Source organism: Agrilactobacillus yilanensis (assembly GCF_003946725.1).
Classification (GTDB): domain Bacteria; phylum Bacillota; class Bacilli; order Lactobacillales; family Lactobacillaceae; genus Agrilactobacillus; species Agrilactobacillus yilanensis.
In genome coordinates this window covers 1-16,166 of record NZ_RHOY01000006.1, presented here as the reverse complement: position 1 = coordinate 16,166, position 16,166 = coordinate 1, and the positions used below count along the sequence as shown (strand labels likewise).

At 42.2% G+C, this 16,166-nt stretch carries 17 protein-coding genes; 14 read left to right on the top strand and 3 right to left on the bottom strand.

From position 1 onward, the window contains the following. Positions 1-625: 625 nt before the first annotated feature. Genes EKM93_RS05635 through EKM93_RS05625 form a run of 3 tightly spaced genes read left to right on the top strand, consistent with a single transcriptional unit; the run spans position 626 to position 4,031 of the window. Positions 626-1,414 (top strand): electron transfer flavoprotein subunit beta/FixA family protein, encoded by a 789-nt coding sequence (locus tag EKM93_RS05635; RefSeq protein ID WP_125713942.1) that lies wholly within the window; start codon positions 626-628, stop codon positions 1,412-1,414. Between the two features lie 12 nt (positions 1,415-1,426). Then, complete coding sequence (locus EKM93_RS05630; RefSeq protein ID WP_125713940.1) at positions 1,427-2,653, top strand: electron transfer flavoprotein subunit alpha; 1,227 nt, start codon at positions 1,427-1,429, stop codon at positions 2,651-2,653. Then, complete coding sequence (locus EKM93_RS05625; protein ID WP_125713938.1) at positions 2,631-4,031, top strand: FAD-binding oxidoreductase; 1,401 nt, start codon at positions 2,631-2,633, stop codon at positions 4,029-4,031. Before EKM93_RS05630 ends, EKM93_RS05625 begins: the two co-directional genes overlap by 23 nt. A 62-nt stretch (positions 4,032-4,093) precedes the next feature. On the opposite strand, the gene EKM93_RS05620 is transcribed toward EKM93_RS05625, so the two are convergent. Then, positions 4,094-4,831: a LysR family transcriptional regulator gene (locus EKM93_RS05620; protein ID WP_125713936.1), complete on the bottom strand. Its 738-nt coding sequence runs from the start codon at positions 4,829-4,831 to the stop codon at positions 4,094-4,096. Between the two features lie 119 nt (positions 4,832-4,950). On the opposite strand from EKM93_RS05620, the gene EKM93_RS05615 reads away from it, so the two are divergent. Then, entirely contained in the window at positions 4,951-5,343 is a 393-nt protein-coding gene (locus tag EKM93_RS05615; RefSeq protein WP_125713934.1) for a tautomerase family protein, read from the top strand. A gap of 537 nt (positions 5,344-5,880) precedes the next feature. On the opposite strand, the gene EKM93_RS05610 is transcribed toward EKM93_RS05615, so the two are convergent. Next, positions 5,881-8,454, bottom strand: a complete 2,574-nt coding sequence (locus tag EKM93_RS05610; protein ID WP_125713932.1) for a heavy metal translocating P-type ATPase — start codon at positions 8,452-8,454, stop codon at positions 5,881-5,883. Between the two features lie 11 nt (positions 8,455-8,465). Next, complete coding sequence (locus tag EKM93_RS05605; RefSeq protein ID WP_125713930.1) at positions 8,466-8,795, bottom strand: ArsR/SmtB family transcription factor; 330 nt, start codon at positions 8,793-8,795, stop codon at positions 8,466-8,468. A 259-nt stretch (positions 8,796-9,054) separates the two neighbouring features. Here EKM93_RS05605 and EKM93_RS05600 point away from each other — a divergent pair, with 259 nt between their 5' ends. From EKM93_RS05600 to EKM93_RS05555, 10 genes are all read left to right on the top strand, one after another. Next, on the top strand, positions 9,055-9,798 hold the full coding sequence (locus tag EKM93_RS05600) for an SDR family oxidoreductase (protein WP_125713928.1): 744 nt from the start codon (positions 9,055-9,057) through the stop codon (positions 9,796-9,798). A gap of 20 nt (positions 9,799-9,818) precedes the next feature. Continuing rightward, positions 9,819-10,385, top strand: coding sequence for a sugar O-acetyltransferase (locus tag EKM93_RS05595; protein ID WP_125714096.1), 567 nt, complete (start codon positions 9,819-9,821; stop codon positions 10,383-10,385). Positions 10,386-10,485: 100 nt separating this feature from the next. Next, positions 10,486-10,824 (top strand): PadR family transcriptional regulator, encoded by a 339-nt coding sequence (locus tag EKM93_RS05590; RefSeq protein ID WP_125713926.1) that lies wholly within the window; start codon positions 10,486-10,488, stop codon positions 10,822-10,824. Then, positions 10,808-11,137, top strand: coding sequence for a DUF1048 domain-containing protein (locus EKM93_RS05585; RefSeq protein ID WP_125713924.1), 330 nt, complete (start codon positions 10,808-10,810; stop codon positions 11,135-11,137). The genes EKM93_RS05590 and EKM93_RS05585 overlap by 17 nt, the downstream gene beginning before the upstream one ends. Before the next feature lie 9 nt (positions 11,138-11,146). Continuing rightward, entirely contained in the window at positions 11,147-12,067 is a 921-nt protein-coding gene (locus EKM93_RS05580; RefSeq protein WP_125713922.1) for an ABC transporter ATP-binding protein, read from the top strand. Continuing rightward, a complete protein-coding gene (locus EKM93_RS05575) occupies positions 12,067-12,819 on the top strand; it encodes an ABC transporter permease (RefSeq protein WP_125713920.1) in 753 nt (250 codons plus the stop codon). Before EKM93_RS05580 ends, EKM93_RS05575 begins: the two co-directional genes overlap by 1 nt. 33 nt (positions 12,820-12,852) lie before the next feature. Next, positions 12,853-13,203: a DUF2200 domain-containing protein gene (locus tag EKM93_RS05570; protein ID WP_125713918.1), complete on the top strand. Its 351-nt coding sequence runs from the start codon at positions 12,853-12,855 to the stop codon at positions 13,201-13,203. Positions 13,204-13,266: 63 nt separating this feature from the next. Beyond that, positions 13,267-13,722, top strand: a complete 456-nt coding sequence (locus tag EKM93_RS05565) for a VOC family protein (protein ID WP_125713916.1) — start codon at positions 13,267-13,269, stop codon at positions 13,720-13,722. 191 nt (positions 13,723-13,913) lie between these two features. Further along, entirely contained in the window at positions 13,914-14,213 is a 300-nt protein-coding gene (locus tag EKM93_RS05560) for a hypothetical protein (RefSeq protein ID WP_125713914.1), read from the top strand. Between the two features lie 83 nt (positions 14,214-14,296). Further along, positions 14,297-15,592, top strand: coding sequence for a hypothetical protein (locus EKM93_RS05555; protein ID WP_164506999.1), 1,296 nt, complete (start codon positions 14,297-14,299; stop codon positions 15,590-15,592). Positions 15,593-16,166: the final 574 nt, after the last annotated feature.

The window sequence follows — 16,166 nt, the reverse complement described above, 5'->3', positions numbered from 1 at the left end:
ATGATCATATAATACATTATATTTATCAAATAATGACGTTAAGGGTTCAACGCCAAAATCATCACAATACTTGCGGTTCATGAAGGGTTAAGCCGCAAGTTGCCTATTTTTTTAAAATTCAGGAGGGCCTTAAAATAATCGGAAAAACGTTATTGTTTTAATTTATAACACAACAGAAATACAACTGTTTCAACGGTTTTACCCCGAAATTAGTTTGTGAAACTGGTACAGTTTTATAAATGATCCATTTAATTTTTAATTTAACGAACGTTATTTTAAGATTGAATTTTAGCAGAGTTGGCTAAAGACTGCAAAAAGAAATTAAGGCTGAGAAAAAACGGTTGTGAATGTGTAAAAAGAAATTAATTTTGAATAAAATCCTGATTTATCAGTACTTCAATAAGCAAATACATAGAAGATTATAAAACATTTCACAAATAAATTATAAAAGTGCGAAAATTTATAAATTTTTCGAAATTGCTTCATAAATATAAAAATAATATCTAAAATAATGGCATCAAATTTATTGACAAAAAAAACGAATAGAGTAATACTAAGGTTGTTAAACAGCTGTTAGCGCTTTCACATTACATAATTCTTTTCCTAAAAAAGGAGGTCCATGAGAATGAACATTCTCGTTTGTATTAAACAAGTGCCAGCAACATCTAAAGTTGAAGTGGATCCAGATACAGGTCTGCTGAAGCGGGATGGGGCTGACTCCAAGATGAATCCGTACGACCTATATGCTTTAGAAACAGCAATCCGCCTAAGAGATAAAGAAGGCGGCAAGGTGACTGTTTTAAGTATGGGGCCTTTGCAGGCGGAATCTATTATTCGTGAAGCTTTTGCCATGGGTGCGGATGCCGGTGCCTTATTATCTGATCGGCGTTTTGGTGGTGCCGACGTTTTGGCAACAGCCTATGCGATTTCTCAAGGGATCAAGCATCTCGGAGAATTTGATTTGATTCTTTGTGGGAAGCAAACGACCGACGGGGATACCGCCCAAGTTGGTCCAGAAATTTCAGAATACTTGGAAATCCCAAGTGTTGCCGATGTCACTAAAATCAATGAAGTTACTAAAGAAAACATGACCGTTGAAATGGAATTACCAGAAGCTTTAGAAGTCGTTAAAGTGGACTTCCCATGCTTATTAACCGTTGAAAAAGATATTTATCAACCAAGATTACCTTCTTATGTATTGAAAAAAGCCGCAAAGGGCCGTGAAATTCCAATTTATACTTTGGATGATATGGATGATCAAGATGAAGATCATTATGGCTTGACTGGTTCACCAACACAAGTTAAGAAGATTTTCCCACCAAAGACAAACACTGATCATTTCACTTTTGAAGGCAACGATGAAAAACAAGCCGACCAGTTATGTGATAAATTGGCTGAATTGAAATTCATTTAGGAGGGTATCAATATGGCTGCCAGATTAGAGGTACATCAAGATAAAATCACGGATCCTGAAGGATTCATTAATATTTGTCCATTTAATGCCATGAAAGTTGTTGATGGCAATGTCATTATCGAAGATAACTGCCGGATGTGTCTATCCTGTGTCAATGACGCCAAACCAAAAGGTGCCGTTGAATTAATCAATGAAAAGAAAGTAAAACCATTAGATAAAACAGAATGGCAAGGCGTTGCAGTTTATGTAGATCAAGTGGATGGCAAGATTCATCCCGTTACTTATGAACTGATTGGTAAAGCCCAAGAATTAGCTGGCAAAATCAACCAACCGGTCTACGTTCTATTAATGGGTTACAACGTTGACGAAGCGGCTAAAGAATTGCAACATTACGGCGTTGACAAAATCTTTGTTTATGATGATGAAAAATTAGCTCGTTTTTCAATCGAACCTTATACTGCCGTTTTTGAAAGATTCATTAAACAAAACAAACCTTGCAGTATCTTAGTCGGGGCAACCACCGTCGGCCGGCAATTGGCACCACGGGTTGCCGCAAGAATGCGGACTGGGTTAACAGCAGATACAACGATCTTGGATATGGATGCTGAAACAACGGACTTGAGTCAAATTCGGCCTGCTTTTGGTGGGAATATCATGGCGCATATCGTCACACCAAACAATCGGCCACAAATGGCAACCGTACGTTATAAAGTCATGGATCCAGCCCCTAGACAAGATGAAGTTTCTGGGGAAATCGTTCATAAGAAGATCAATGCCAAGAAATTAGTATCACATGCAGAAATCTTGGATATTGTGCCTAAAGAACCTGAACAATCTATTGAAAGCGCTGACGTTTTAATCGTCGCCGGTCGTGGGATCAAGAAACAATCTGAATTGGCACAACTTGAAGCTTTGGCTTACTTGTTAGGCGGTCAAGTTGCTTGTACTCGGCCAATCGTTGAACAAGGCTGGATGGATGTGAAAACACAAGTCGGCTTAAGTGGTCGGACCGTTCGGCCAAAACTCATTATCTGTGTGGGCGTCTCTGGGGCCATTCAGTTCGTTGCTGGGATGGACCATGCCGATACAATTGTGGCAATTAACAGTGATCCAAAAGCACCAATTTTCAAGAATGCACATTACTGTTTAACGGGTGACTTGTATGAAATCTTACCAAGATTAATTCAAGACATCAAAGCACAAAGGGGGCATAAAAATGAGTTACAAGGCGTTCACTAATGATGATTATCAAGCACTTTTAAATATTATTGATGATAAAGATCGAGTACTCTATGACGAAATTCAAGAAGAATATGGTCATGATGAATTAGGTAGTGTCAGTTGCCCACCAGATGTTGTTGTTCGGCCTAAGACAACAGCTGAAGTTTCAGATGTTATGAAATATGCTTATGACAATAATATTGCCGTCACTGCCCGGGGCGCAGGGACTGGGTTAGTTGGCGCTTGTGTCCCAATTGAACATGGGATTTTGATGGATGTAAGTTTGATGAATCAAATCCTTGAATTAGATGATGACAACTTAACAATGACCGTTCAACCCGGGGTTTTATTGATGGAAATCGGGGACTTCACTGAAGAACATGGTTTGTTCTTCCCACCAGATCCTGGTGAAAAATCTGCGACGATCGGCGGGAATATTAGTACAAACGCCGGTGGGATGCGGGCCGTTAAATACGGGGTTACCCGGGACTTTGTCAGAGAATTAGAAGTTGTTTTACCAAGTGGTAAAGTATTAACCCTTGGCGGTAAAGTGGTTAAAAATAGTTCTGGCTTAGACTTAAAAGATTTAATTATCGGTTCTGAAGGGACTTTAGGGATCATCACCAAAGCCGTTTTGAAACTATTGCCAGCACCAAAGAAAGTCATTAGTTTATTAGTGCCATTCCCAACTTTACGGCAAGCGATTGATACAGTACCTAAGATTGTCGCTTCAGAAAGTGTCCCAATTGCCGTTGAATTCATGGAAAAAGATGTTATTTTAGATGCCGAAGAATATCTTGGTAAGAAGTTCCCTGACCATCAATCTGATGCTTACTTGTTATTACGGTATGATGGGAATTCTACAGAAGAAATCGAAGCTGAATATGAACCAATTGCTGACCTTTGTCTCGAAAGCGGGGCACTAGATGTTTTAATTTCAGACACCCAAGAGCGTGAAGATTCTATTTGGAAAGCTCGGGGGGCCTTCTTGGAAGCGATTAAAGGGTCTACAACAGATATGGATGAAGTAGATACGGTTGTTCCAAGAAGCCAAGTCAATGAAATGGTCGCTTATTTCCCAGAAGTTAGTAAGAAAATTGGCCTACGGATGAAATGCTTCGGCCATGCTGGGGACGGCAATTTGCATACTTACATGTTAAAGGATGATCTATCCAGCGAGGAGTTCCAACTACGCTTAGGGCAGGCTATGACTTTGGTTTATCATAAAGCTGCCGAGCTGGGTGGTCTAGTATCTGGGGAACACGGTATTGGTTATGCCAAACGTGCTTATTTAGAGGAGACTATGGATGATGTGAATTTGGAATTAATGCAAGGGATTAAACAAACCTTTGATCCTAAGAACATTTTGAATCCACATAAAGTGTTCCAGAGCTAAAAGTTATCAAAAAAACAGAGCTTAGTGAAGCTGACACTAAGCTCTGTTTTTTATGCGGAAAATTAAATATGTTGATAAATATTATAACTAATATTTTGTTTGGGGAAGGTCTCAATAGCCTTAACTGGGCTGTTGAGAACCATATGGGTTGGTAAGAGCGCCCAACCTTGGCCTTTCGCAACAAGTTCCAAAATATTCGCAAAAGAATCAATTTCTAAAGCGGTATGCTTTGGGGCTAAGGTTAAAGAAGCCTTACGAAAAGGACACAGGCTGTCTGAGTTGATTAATAGCGGTTTATGGGTTAGGTCAAAAGTCTGTGGCGTTCGATAAAATTTAGCCGGTAAAATCCCTGTTTCACGGAGTTGGTAATGTGGCTCATTAAGCGTTTTATAAGTGATGACAATTTTAGGATTAGTTTGTAAATTTTTGAGTAACTCTGAAGTTTTGATTAAGGAGAAATCATACTGGTCCAGCGGATATTGCTTTTTCTCAATAACTAGAAAATTAAAAAGAAGTTCGGTGATTAAAACTCGATCTTGTTTTTTTCGAAAACTAGGCTGATGCTGCAGTTCATCGGTCATTTTTAAAACGGTGACGGCGTAGTTGTAAAAAGCGGTGCCAGCTTCTGTAGGTTTGACACCGGAATGAGTTCGTTCGAATAATTGAATATCAAAATCATTTTCTAGGCTTTGCAGTCGGGCGGTGATATTGGATTGGGCAAAACCTAAGTTTTTAGCGGTTTGATTCATAGATCCGAGTTCGTAAGTTAGTTTAAAAATCTTTAAGTCTTGCAAGAACATCTGCAGTCGCCTCGCTTATCATATTTTATGATAACCTTACCACATCTTAGTATTAGGCAAAAGTATAAATAAATAGCATAATAAAACTATCAAATTGAGATTAAAGGGGCGTTTAATATATGCCATTAATGAAGATAGATTTATTAAGCGGTAAAACTGATGCAGAATTAAAACAACTTTTGGATTTGTCATATCAAGCCATGTTGGAAACGCTAGGTATTCCTGAAGGGGACCGTTACCAAGTAATCACCCAGCACGAGCCCAGTGAAATGGTGGTTTTAGATACGGGCTTGGGGTTTGAACGTAGTGAAAATAAGATGATTTTTAGTTTGACTTCTAGACCCCGGACGACTGAACAAAAACAAGCTTTTTATCGGCGGCTGGTCACTTTATTACATCAGGAATTAAACATTAGCACAAAAGATATTCTGATCAATTTTGTGATTAATGATGATGAAGATTGGAGTTTCAAAGACGGTGAGGCACAGTTTTTGACCGGTGAATTAAGTTAATTACGGCGTTAAAATAGCCACCTTTGAGTTGTTCTCAAGGATGGCTATTTTTTTGGGGGCTCTGATTTTGAAACGCGTTCGAACTTACTGACAATTTACATAACTACGTCTTACTCACAAGCCAAGACCGGGCTTATGTCGTAAGTCTAGGTTATGTGCATTGTCACCCGTAAGCTCTCACGCTCTGATTTTGAAACGCGTTCACTAGAGCAAAGCTCTCACCTAACTACGTCCTGTTTGTAAGTAAAGCCCACTTACGGCACAGGTCTAGGTTAGTGCTCGAGGCTTTCCCGCTCTAGTTCACGCTCTAAACGCGCTCGCCAATACTGATTTCTGCGCTTAGCTACGTCTAACTTGTAAGCGAAGCCCGCTCACGGCGTTAGCCTAGGCTATGCTCAAAATCAACCCGTCTTTTGTCACGCTCTGGCTTAAACGCGTTCACTAGAGCAAAGCTCTCACCTAACTACGTCCTGTTTGTAAGTAAAGCCCACTTACGGCACAGGTCTAGGTTAGTGCTCGAGGCTTTCCCGCTCTAGTTCACGCTCTTTTTCTTAATAGTCTCAATGCGTTTAAGGTGACTAAGACGGCGGCACCGGAGTCACTTAATACGGCCATCCATAGGGTTAACCAGCCGGGGAAGATTAGGGCGAGTGCTAGGAATTTGATGATTAAGGCAAAGATGACGTTTTGTTTGATGATGCGCATGGCTCGTTGGCTTAGGTTAATGGTGAAGGGGAGTTTTTCGAGGTTGTCTGCCATTAAGACCACATCTGCGGTTTCAATGGCGGTGTCGGTTCCGGCACCACCCATGGCGATACCCACGTCTGCTAAGGCTAGGGCGGGGGCGTCATTAATGCCGTCACCAACCATGGCAACTTTAGCGCCGTCTTGTTGCAGTTCAGCAATGGCATGGACTTTTTCATCTGGGAGTAAGTTAGCTTTGACGGCGGTGACGCCGGCTTGGGCCGCAATTTTTTCGGCGGCACCTTGGTTATCACCGGTGAGCATTACGGTTTGTTGAATGCCTGTTGCCTGCAAAGCTTGGATTGCGGTTTTGGAAGTTTCACGGATGCCATCGGCCACGGCTACTAGTCCTAAAATTTCTACAGCGGTTCCAAGTAAAACAATGGTATGGCCGGAATTTTGTAAGGCTTTAATTTGCTGCTGCTGGGCGTTGGTCACCACGCCTTTGTCAAATAAGGCGACGCTGCCGGCAAAATAAGGAATGGCATCAATTTTGGCGGTAATCCCTTTACCTGGGCTATTTTTGAAATCAACGACTTCTGGTAATGTTAAATTTTGCGCATTAGCGGCAGTCACAATGGCCCGGCCAATGGGATGGGTGGTTTGACTTTCTAAGGCGGCTAAAATTTGTAGCGTATCGGTATCGGTGCCTTGATAGCTTTGAATGGCCGCTACTTTTGGCGTGCCTTCTGTAATAGTACCGGTTTTGTCAAAAGCGACTGCGGTCAAGGTACCGGCTTTTTCTAAAACACTGCCGCCTTTGATCAAGACGCCATTTTTGGCCGCATTACCAATGGCTGAAACAATGGAAACTGGCGTTGAAATAATTAAAGCGCATGGGCAGGCAATCACTAATAACTCTAGGCCGCGGTAGAACCAGGCGCCAAAGTCAGCACTAAAAAATAGCGGTGGGACAACCATCAATAATAAGGCTAACGTGAAGACGATGGGGGTATAAACTTTGGCGAAGCGGTCGATAAAGGCTTCAGAAGGCGCTTTTTTGTCTTGGGCATCTTCGACCATCGTGATGATTCGAGCAATTGTGGAGTCCTCAGTTAAGTGGGTGATTCGAATTTCTAAGGTCCCTTCTTGATTGATCGTCCCGGCAAAAACTTGATCATCTACTTGTTTAGTGACCGGGATAGATTCCCCGGTAATTGGGGCTTGGTCAATGGAAGAGGTCCCTTTAATAACCACGCCATCTAAGGGGACGCGTTCGCCGGCTTTAACTTGTAGAATATCGTCTAAGACAACTTCCGTGACATTTTTTTCGATGAAATTTGTGCCACTTTTAACTAAAGCGGTGTTGGGGGTTAAGTCCATTAAGCCTTTGATGGACTGCCGGGTTTTGGCCACGGCTTTGACTTGCAACAAATTCCCAATGGCGAATAAGAAAACAACTAAAGCGCCTTCTTTCCACTGGCCAATGGCACCCGCACCAATTGCGGCGGCCACCATTAAAACGTTCATGTCCAAAGATTTACTCTTGATCGCATACCAAGCGCTGCGGGCGGGCTTTAAGCCACTGCTGACCATCCCGATAGCAAACAAAATATTGGCAAATAAGTCGCTGCCGGCAAAACTAACCAGATACCCTAACACTAAAGCAATACCAGATAACCAAATTGTGGCATTTTCCGGTAATTTAGGTTTAGATTCGGTTTCAGAAACCACGGCTTCGCTGCTCTCCGGCACACCGCTATAACCGATTTTCTTAAGTTCCTGTTGGATCGTGGCGACGGAATTGTTATGTTGAATTTGCATAGTGCCACTGGCAAAATTGACAGCAACACTTTGGACTTCGGGAAGTTGTGCTAAGTGTTTTTCAATGGTCATGGCACAACTGCCGCAGTCCATCCCGGTGACTTTAAAGGTATCTAGCTGACTATTTTCAGGGATGCTGTCGAGAACTTGATAGCCGAGTTTTTTGACGGTTTTAGGAATTTGATCAAAATCTTGAAAATCATCCACAACAACTGAAAGCTTGCCAGTGCTGAAATTAACCTTGGCCTGTTGAATGCCCGGCAGCCGTTGGACACCTTTTTGGATGGTCATGGCACAACTGCCACAGTCCATCCCGCCTACAGCATATTCTTTGTGAATACCATCACTTAAACCGGCGGTCGTCGTTTGTTGCACCTGGTCACTGTCCTTAGTTTGACAGCAATCATCATCGCAATCGTCTTTTTCGGCTTTACAGCCGTCGTCTTGGCAGCCGTCGCCATCGCAATCGTCTTTTTCGGCTTTACAGCCGTCGTCTTGGCAGCCGTCACCATCGCAATCGTCTTTTGCTTCCGCAGTTTCTGGATTGCAGCATGCCTTTTGACAAGGCTCGGTGGTGGTTGTATGTAATGCTTTATCTGTCATAATAATGCCTCCTAGGCCATATGGTGTTCACATTTGACCACTTCGGATTGTTCGTCCCAATGGAAATCATGGCTACTTTCATTCAATAGATCTAACAGCAAAGGAATCTGGGGGGAAGTTAAACGATAGAAGTAAAATTTACCTTCTAAGCGTTTTTCAATTAAACCGCAGTCTTTTAGACAAGCCAAATGTTGTGAAACTGCCGATTGTGAGCCGCCCACAAGGGTTACTAAATCGGAAACATTTCGTTCGCCGTCTTTGAGTACCATTAAAATACGGTATCTAATCTTATTTGAAAAGCCATGTAGTAATTTCAATTGGAGGGTATAATCCTCAGTCAAAGTTGTCACCTCATATTAATATTTGTTTACACGTTCATATTATCATTTACTAATATGAATGTAAAGACATATGTCAAATAAATGTAATCGCTATCAAGTCAGCGTAAACCGATCGGCCTTTAAAAAAGAAGTGAATGGCAGATTTTTCAGCAAGACATTCATAACTAAAAAGCATTAACTACTATAAATTATAAGTATTGGATATTATAGGGATCAAGTTTTAAGCTTAGGACATCATCAAATCAAAGGAGACATTTAAATGAGTGTAAAAGATAAAGTTGTTGTTGTGACTGGGGCTTCCAGTGGTATTGGTGCAGCGACGGTGACTAAATTAGTAGAAGCTGGTGCAAAAGTTGTTTTTGGGGCTCGGCGGGAAAAGAAGTTGGCGGCTTTGGCTAAAACTTTGCCAGCGGCTCAAATTGCTTATGCAACGCTAGATGTTAGTGATATTGAAAGTGTTCAGCGGCTGGTAAAATTGGCAATGGTTAAATTTGGCAAAATTGATGCCTTTTATAATAATGCCGGAATCATGCCCACGGCAAAATTAGCAGATAATCATCGGGATGAATGGCAGCGGATGTTAGATATTAATGTAACCGGGGTCTTAAATGGGATTTCAGCTGTATTACCAATTATGCATCAGCAAGGCTATGGCCATATTTTAGCAACGGATTCGGTGGCCGGATATGTTGTTTATCCAGAATCAGCCGTTTATTGCGGTACAAAATTTGCAGTACGGGCGATTATGGAAGGTTTGCGTCAAGAAGAAGGCAAAAATCAAATTCGGACAACCATTGTGGCACCGGGGATGGTGGATACAGAACTTTACAAATCCATCAGTGATCCCAAAGTCGCCCAAGCCTTAGTCGACCAATGGCACGAAAAATCAGATACTGCCTTACAGCCGGAAGATTTGGCCGATGCAGTGGTCTATGCCATTGGCACGCCGCAACATGTCTCAATCAATGAACTAATTATTCGGCCGACAACACAACCGATGTAAAGCTTGGAGGGCACATGATGATGCAAACAGCAGAAATTTTACAGCGGGCCTTAGCAGGTGAGCGGTTAGACTTTTATGATGCAGAATTTCGAAAAATTGAACAAATTGCGGAACGGACAACAGAATTATTAACGGCATTTAATACGACTTATTCTGCAGGACCAAAACGGCGTCAACTGATGAGTCAGATTGTAGGTTATCCGATTCCAGAAGATACAGAAATTAATGCGCCTTTATATTCCGATTTTGGACAGCATCTGTTTATCGGCGCTGGCGTTTTTATAAATCGAAACTGTACGTTTGTGGATTTAGGTGGGATTTATTTAGCCGATGGTGTTTTGATTGGCCCCAATGTCAGCTTAATTTCAGTGAATCATGTGGCCGCAAAAGATGCACATCGGCGCGATATTTTACCTAAAGCCATTCATATTGAAAAAAATGCATGGATTGGGGCTAATGCCACTGTTTTACCTGGCGTAACCGTGGGCGAAAATGCCATTGTTGGTGCCGGTAGTGTGGTCACAAAAGATGTGGCGGCTAACACGGTTGTTGCAGGGAATCCTAGCCGATTCATTAAAAATATTTGAAAAAACGAGGCAGCCACCTCGTTTTTTTTATTGACTTATTATCTACTACGTATTACTATATAGCAGTACTAATTAATACTAAGTAGTCAGGGGCAAAAACATGAAAATTTCGACGGAATTATTAAAAGGTGTCCTTGAAGGGATTGTGCTGCAAAAGATCAGTGCTGGAGAGACTTATGGTTATGAGATTACGAAGTACTTGAACGATCACGGCTTTGAGGACGTGGTGGAAGGGACCGTTTATACAATTTTGATGCGGCTGGAAAAAAATCAATTAGTGGCCATTGAAAAAAAGAAATCCAGTATCGGGCCAGCTCGGAAATTTTATCGCTTAAACGCAGCTGGTGAGGCAAGATTACAGGAATTTTGGCAGCACTGGCACTATCTTAATGCACAAATGACCCAATTGGAGGCAGAAAAAAATGATGACTTGGCTTAAAAAAATGCGAGAAGAAAAAAAGGCCTATCGTGCTTATCGCAAGCGCATGGCTGCTTTGCCGGCGGATTTTCGGCAAGCACTGCAGGCCTTAGAAAAATATTTAAACTACTGGGCCAAAGATGGTCAGATTTATATTATTTTGTATTCGGTGCTGGATATGTTTGAAGCCGCTGCTGCTGATGGCTTAGGCGTTAGAGATGTGGTCGGGACGGATATTACAGCTTTTGCGGATAGTTTGATCGAAGAAAATCCGGAGGCGACTTGGATTAATAGCCAGCGGGAAAAACTGCGCCGGGATGCTTTTAAGAAGTGAGGGCTAATAATGGAAGCGATAATTACAGTGAGCCATGTGCAAAAACGATTTAAACAGCAAGTCGTTTTAGAAGATGTTTCTTTGAATGTGACAGCAGGTACGATTTATGCCTTGCTAGGTGCGAATGGTGCCGGTAAGAGTACGTTGTTAAAAATAATGACGGGGCTGTTAGCGGGCGATCAAGGGCAGGTCACGATTAACCAACTGCCAGTGACCGAAAATTTGCTGCAAGTACAGCGCTTGTTTAGTTTCAGCGCTCAGGCGGCAACGGTGGATGATGTTTTATCTGGTTACGAAAATTTAGTTTTGATTGCGCGGCTGCGGCATGTGGGGCAACCAAAGGCAGCGGCCAAAGCTTTATTAAAACAATTTGATTTGTTGCAGGCTAAAGATAAACGGGTCGCGGATTATTCTGGCGGGATGCGGCGGCGGTTGGATCTAGCGATGAGTCTAGTGGGGGATCCAGAAATTTTATTTTTAGATGAACCTACAACCGGCTTAGATCCCACGAGTCGAGAAGCCCTTTGGCGGACGATCCAAACTTTGAAGGCCCAGGGGAAGACGATCTTTTTGACAACGCAATATTTGGAAGAAGCCGATCAATTGGCGGATAACATTGGCTTTTTGCGAGATGGGCAAATTGTTGCCACCGGTACACCGGCAGCGATGAAGCGGCTGGCAGGCACCGACCAGCTAGAATTATTGTTTGCAACAGCAGCACTTTGCCAGCAGGCTAGATTGGTATTGGATGAATTTAAACCAAAAATGGTGGATACAACCGGTCTGAGCATGCCGCTGACAGAAATGGTTCAGACAACATCGGCTGTTTTGACGGCGTTAGCGGCGGCGGATTGTCCGCCAGTGACGTTTAAAGTCGTGACACCAACATTGGATGATGTGTTCCGAAAATTGACAAAGGCGGTGTCTTAATGTTAAAGGATACGTTTACGTTAGCTGGACGGTTAATCAAGCATAATTTGCGCAGTCCAGATACGATTATTACCGTAGTTTTAATGCCAATTATGATTTTATTGATGATGGTTTATTTGTTTGGCGGTTCGATGAAAATTGCCGGTGTTGCCCATGGAGATTATATTAATTATGTATTGCCTGGGATTTTGTTAATTACGATTGCTTCCGGTGCGGCTTATACTGCAATGCGGATCAATGTGGATAAGACGTCAGGGATGTTTGATCGGTTTAAGTCGCTGCCGATTTCTAAAGTTTCGGTTTTAGGTGGTCAGGCGTTGGCTTCAGTGAGCTTCATGCTAATTTCGACGGGGATTGTGCTGTTAGTTGGCGTTTTGATTGGCTTTCGCAGTTCGGCTTCAGTGGGGGCTTGGGTTTTAGTCGGCTTATTGCTGATCGGCTTTGCGATAACGATTACTTGGCTGTCGGTGCCCTTTGCGCTGGCGGCCAGCAGTGTAGACGGGGCCAGTGCCTTTTCTTATATTCTGTTGTTATTATTATTTGTCAGTTCCGCATTCGTACCGGTAACCGGGATGCCAAAGCCGCTGCATTTATTTGCCGAACATCAGCCGATGACCCATGTCATTATGACCATACGTCAATTATTGGCGGTACAAAACGTTGGCAATCACGGCTGGTTAGCGCTGCTATGGCTGGCGGGGATTACATTGGTCGCTTATATTATTGGCTTACGCTTGTATCGTCGCGTATAATCAAATTAACGATTCATATTGGAGGCGAAATTTATGGCAACCCCTAAAATTTATACGATGTCCTTTAGCCGAATTTATCCCATGTATGTTCAAAAAGCACAGCGCAAAAACCGAACACAAGCAGAGGTTGACGAGATTATTTGTTGGCTCACCGGCTATAGTGCCCAGGGTTTACAAACGCAAATAGATCAAGAAGTAGACTTCGAAACTTTTTTGGCCCAAGCACCGGCTTTTAACCCTAAGGCGAGTTTGATCACAGGGACGGTCTGTGGGGTACGGGTAGAAACCATTGAAGCCCCCATAATGCAAAAAATCCGCTATTTGGATAAGCTGATTGACGAACTGGCAAAGGGCAAGACCATGGCAAAGATTCTACGGGAATAAAACGCTTGTTCCCATTTCCGAGCTATGTTAAAATAACATTATCAAGCTAATGGAGGCGATCTAATGCAGATTCGTGTTTACCCGTATTTTGCTTTTGAAAACGCAAAAGCCGCAATTGAATATTACCAAGAGGTCTTTGGGGCAACAGATGTTTATCGGTTAACACCAAAGCCAGAACAAGCAAAGCAATTTGGATTACCAGACGATACTGATCTTGAGAGTATGACTATGCATGCCGTGTTTACGATCTTAGGCAACAAATTTGAATGTGCTGATGCTTTTGGCCATGGTGGTGCACCGTCAAATCAAATTTCAGTAATGCTGGATGTGAACAGCGAAGATCCTGAGAGTGTGGCAGCAGCTGATGCTTTTTATGCAAAAATTGAAGCTTCAGATACGGTCAATATAACGATGCCTTATGCAGAACAGTTCTGGGGCGGTAAAATGGGCCATTTCGTTGATAAATATGGCGTGAACTGGATGTTACATAGTTCGCCTTGGTCCACGTTTAAAAATTAAGTAAAAACCTATGACTTGCTGGCTTTAAAGAATTTATCAGAAGCAGTCATAGGTTTTTATTTTTGATTTTATTATTATTGTAATTTCACTAAACGATATAATTATTATTTTCTTATCTTGAGAATCTAATAATAGATAGGTATACTAAAGTTGGAAGTAAAATTTTTAATTCAGTATTAAGGGGGATAATTATGGTTAAATCAAATGACCGATTGCGGTATGCTTTAGGATTGTTAGTAGCATTAGCCAGTTTAAGTATCGGACTAATATGGCAACAAGGTCTGATTGGCGGACAGACAGCGACTGTTCAGGCGGCTACGGCTACCATAAATAGGTATGTGGGTACGCCTGAGAATCATGGTGAACCTATAAAAGATGAGAACGTAGAGCTGGAAGGCAGCGTTGATGCTGAGGGGGTGCCTATCTACCGGTTACTTGGCCTGGGTACAGTGCTGATTCTTTCGAGCTTATTGTGGGTCCAGAAATATTAGGGCGCCTGAGACTGAACTGGCTAAATAAGGGGGAAGATGTTATCTTTTGGGGTATCTTTAACGGGGAGGATATTGAAGTTAATGTGTATTATGGAGAAGTCGAGGATACCCAATTAAAAATTAATTACAAAGATGTGGGTGGAGACGATATAAAGCAAGGTACAATGCTTGTTGAGTATGACGCTTCTTCTGAGATCCCCATCCCCAGCCCAGGTCCACGCTATACGTTTGATCATGCGGATTGGGATAAGTCAAGACTAACACCTGTGGTAACACCTGTGGGCGAAAAATATGTCAATAGAAATAAAGACGGCGGCGACAAAGGGGGAGAGGTCACTGCTTATTATACGACGGCCCCTGATGCAAAAATCACCATTAACTATTTAGACAGTGAGGGTAAGCAACTCCAAACTGAGACGATTAACAATAATGATGATCCCAAATTATTTGAGGGTGCTGTTGATTATACAAAGGAATTATATAAGACCATAACGAAGGACAATAAGACCTATACCCTCAAGAGTTGGGCCAATGCTGCTGACGGGACCCCTAAAGATACAGATGGAACGTTTACTTTGGAGACGGTCCCAGCAGAAACAACGATTAATGCAACTTATGAAGTAGAAAAAGACCCAGTAGATCCGATTGTACCGCCAGTTGTTACCCCAGGAAATGATGATGATACTGATGATAATGTTGTTGTAGATCCAGGGCAACAGCCGGATACCGACAAGTTAACGATTATCCCCAAAGACGATATGATCGTGGATTCTAATTATCAAGCGCTACCAGTTTACCGAAACCCTGAATTAACATGGCGGCGTGAATGGTTAGATACAAGATACGATCAATGGCGGGTCATTCGAGTAGCTATGGATGCTTCTGGGAAGATTGTGGCTTACGATTTAGGAAGAAATCAATGGGTTGATGCAAACTTGTTACTTATTTTACAGAATCAAGTAAAACCAACGGTGACTGAAAGCAAGGCTATTGTTTATTCCAACGGCCGCCAAGTACCGTTATACACAGCTGCAGATTTGAGCCAGCAAAATGGTAACTTACAAGATCAACTTCAAAAAAATAGAACTTGGCAAGCTTATCAAGTGGCCACTAAAAATGGTCAGATAACAGCCTATAAATTAGGAAATAACCAATGGGTAGATGCTAAAAACGTTGAACTTAAGGCACCATTAAGTGGTACTTTTGTATTAAAAGACCAAGCAACACTTATGACACAAGAAGGCCATTCAATGGCTGCAGCCCCTGCAGATGCTTATAAAGTTTTTGGCGTACGCTACATTGATGGGCGCCAAGCGCTTTGCTTAGGCAATAATAACCAATGGGTTTATGCGGATTTAGGTGCGTATTACCCAGCGTAAATTGAGTGATGTTGTTAAAGGTGGAGAAATAGAATTTTAAAAAATGAACTGAGATAAATAATTGGTTTTATCTTAGAATTGTTTTAGCAGTCGTCAAAAGGCGGCTGTTTTTTTGTTTATAAAATGTTTTTGAAGCTATCGGCGCATAGTAAGGCCTCGTTATGTGTCCTTACAAACAAAAAGCTGGTGCATCTTGGATTAATGACTCTGTCCAAGATGCACCAGCGATTATTTGCTAGGGCTAGGTTATTACGCTCTGGATAAACGCGCTCACCAACACTGATTTCTACATATAACTACGCCTTGTTGCTAGTCGCCAGCGACTACCTGCCAAGTCTAGGTTATATTGCGAAATCAACCCGTGTTGGTTCACGCTCTGGTTTTGAAACGCGTTCACTAGAGCAAAGCTCTCACCTAACTACGCCTTACTCACAAGCCAAGACCAGGCTTATGTCGTAAGTCTAGGTTAGTGCTCGAGACTTTCCCGCTCTAGTTCACGCTGTTATGTAATGACCCCTGTCAAGTAAAAAATCACAATTATCGTTAGCACTAACAAACTCCAGAAACTAAAATC

What these genes read in the sequence shown, in the direction of transcription:
- EKM93_RS05635 (WP_125713942.1), top strand. Translation starts at nt 626, where the DNA reads ATGAACATTCTCGTTTGTATTAAACAAGTGCCAGCAACATCTAAAGTT.
- EKM93_RS05630 (WP_125713940.1), top strand. Translation starts at nt 1,427, where the DNA reads ATGGCTGCCAGATTAGAGGTACATCAAGATAAAATCACGGATCCTGAA.
- EKM93_RS05625 (WP_125713938.1), top strand. Translation starts at nt 2,631, where the DNA reads ATGAGTTACAAGGCGTTCACTAATGATGATTATCAAGCACTTTTAAAT.
- EKM93_RS05620 (WP_125713936.1), bottom strand. Translation starts at nt 4,831, where the DNA reads ATGTTCTTGCAAGACTTAAAGATTTTTAAACTAACTTACGAACTCGGA.
- EKM93_RS05615 (WP_125713934.1), top strand. Translation starts at nt 4,951, where the DNA reads ATGCCATTAATGAAGATAGATTTATTAAGCGGTAAAACTGATGCAGAA.
- EKM93_RS05610 (WP_125713932.1), bottom strand. Translation starts at nt 8,454, where the DNA reads ATGACAGATAAAGCATTACATACAACCACCACCGAGCCTTGTCAAAAG.
- EKM93_RS05600 (WP_125713928.1), top strand. Translation starts at nt 9,055, where the DNA reads ATGAGTGTAAAAGATAAAGTTGTTGTTGTGACTGGGGCTTCCAGTGGT.
- EKM93_RS05595 (WP_125714096.1), top strand. Translation starts at nt 9,819, where the DNA reads ATGCAAACAGCAGAAATTTTACAGCGGGCCTTAGCAGGTGAGCGGTTA.
- EKM93_RS05590 (WP_125713926.1), top strand. Translation starts at nt 10,486, where the DNA reads ATGAAAATTTCGACGGAATTATTAAAAGGTGTCCTTGAAGGGATTGTG.
- EKM93_RS05585 (WP_125713924.1), top strand. Translation starts at nt 10,808, where the DNA reads ATGATGACTTGGCTTAAAAAAATGCGAGAAGAAAAAAAGGCCTATCGT.
- EKM93_RS05580 (WP_125713922.1), top strand. Translation starts at nt 11,147, where the DNA reads ATGGAAGCGATAATTACAGTGAGCCATGTGCAAAAACGATTTAAACAG.
- EKM93_RS05575 (WP_125713920.1), top strand. Translation starts at nt 12,067, where the DNA reads ATGTTAAAGGATACGTTTACGTTAGCTGGACGGTTAATCAAGCATAAT.
- EKM93_RS05570 (WP_125713918.1), top strand. Translation starts at nt 12,853, where the DNA reads ATGGCAACCCCTAAAATTTATACGATGTCCTTTAGCCGAATTTATCCC.
- EKM93_RS05565 (WP_125713916.1), top strand. Translation starts at nt 13,267, where the DNA reads ATGCAGATTCGTGTTTACCCGTATTTTGCTTTTGAAAACGCAAAAGCC.
- EKM93_RS05560 (WP_125713914.1), top strand. Translation starts at nt 13,914, where the DNA reads ATGGTTAAATCAAATGACCGATTGCGGTATGCTTTAGGATTGTTAGTA.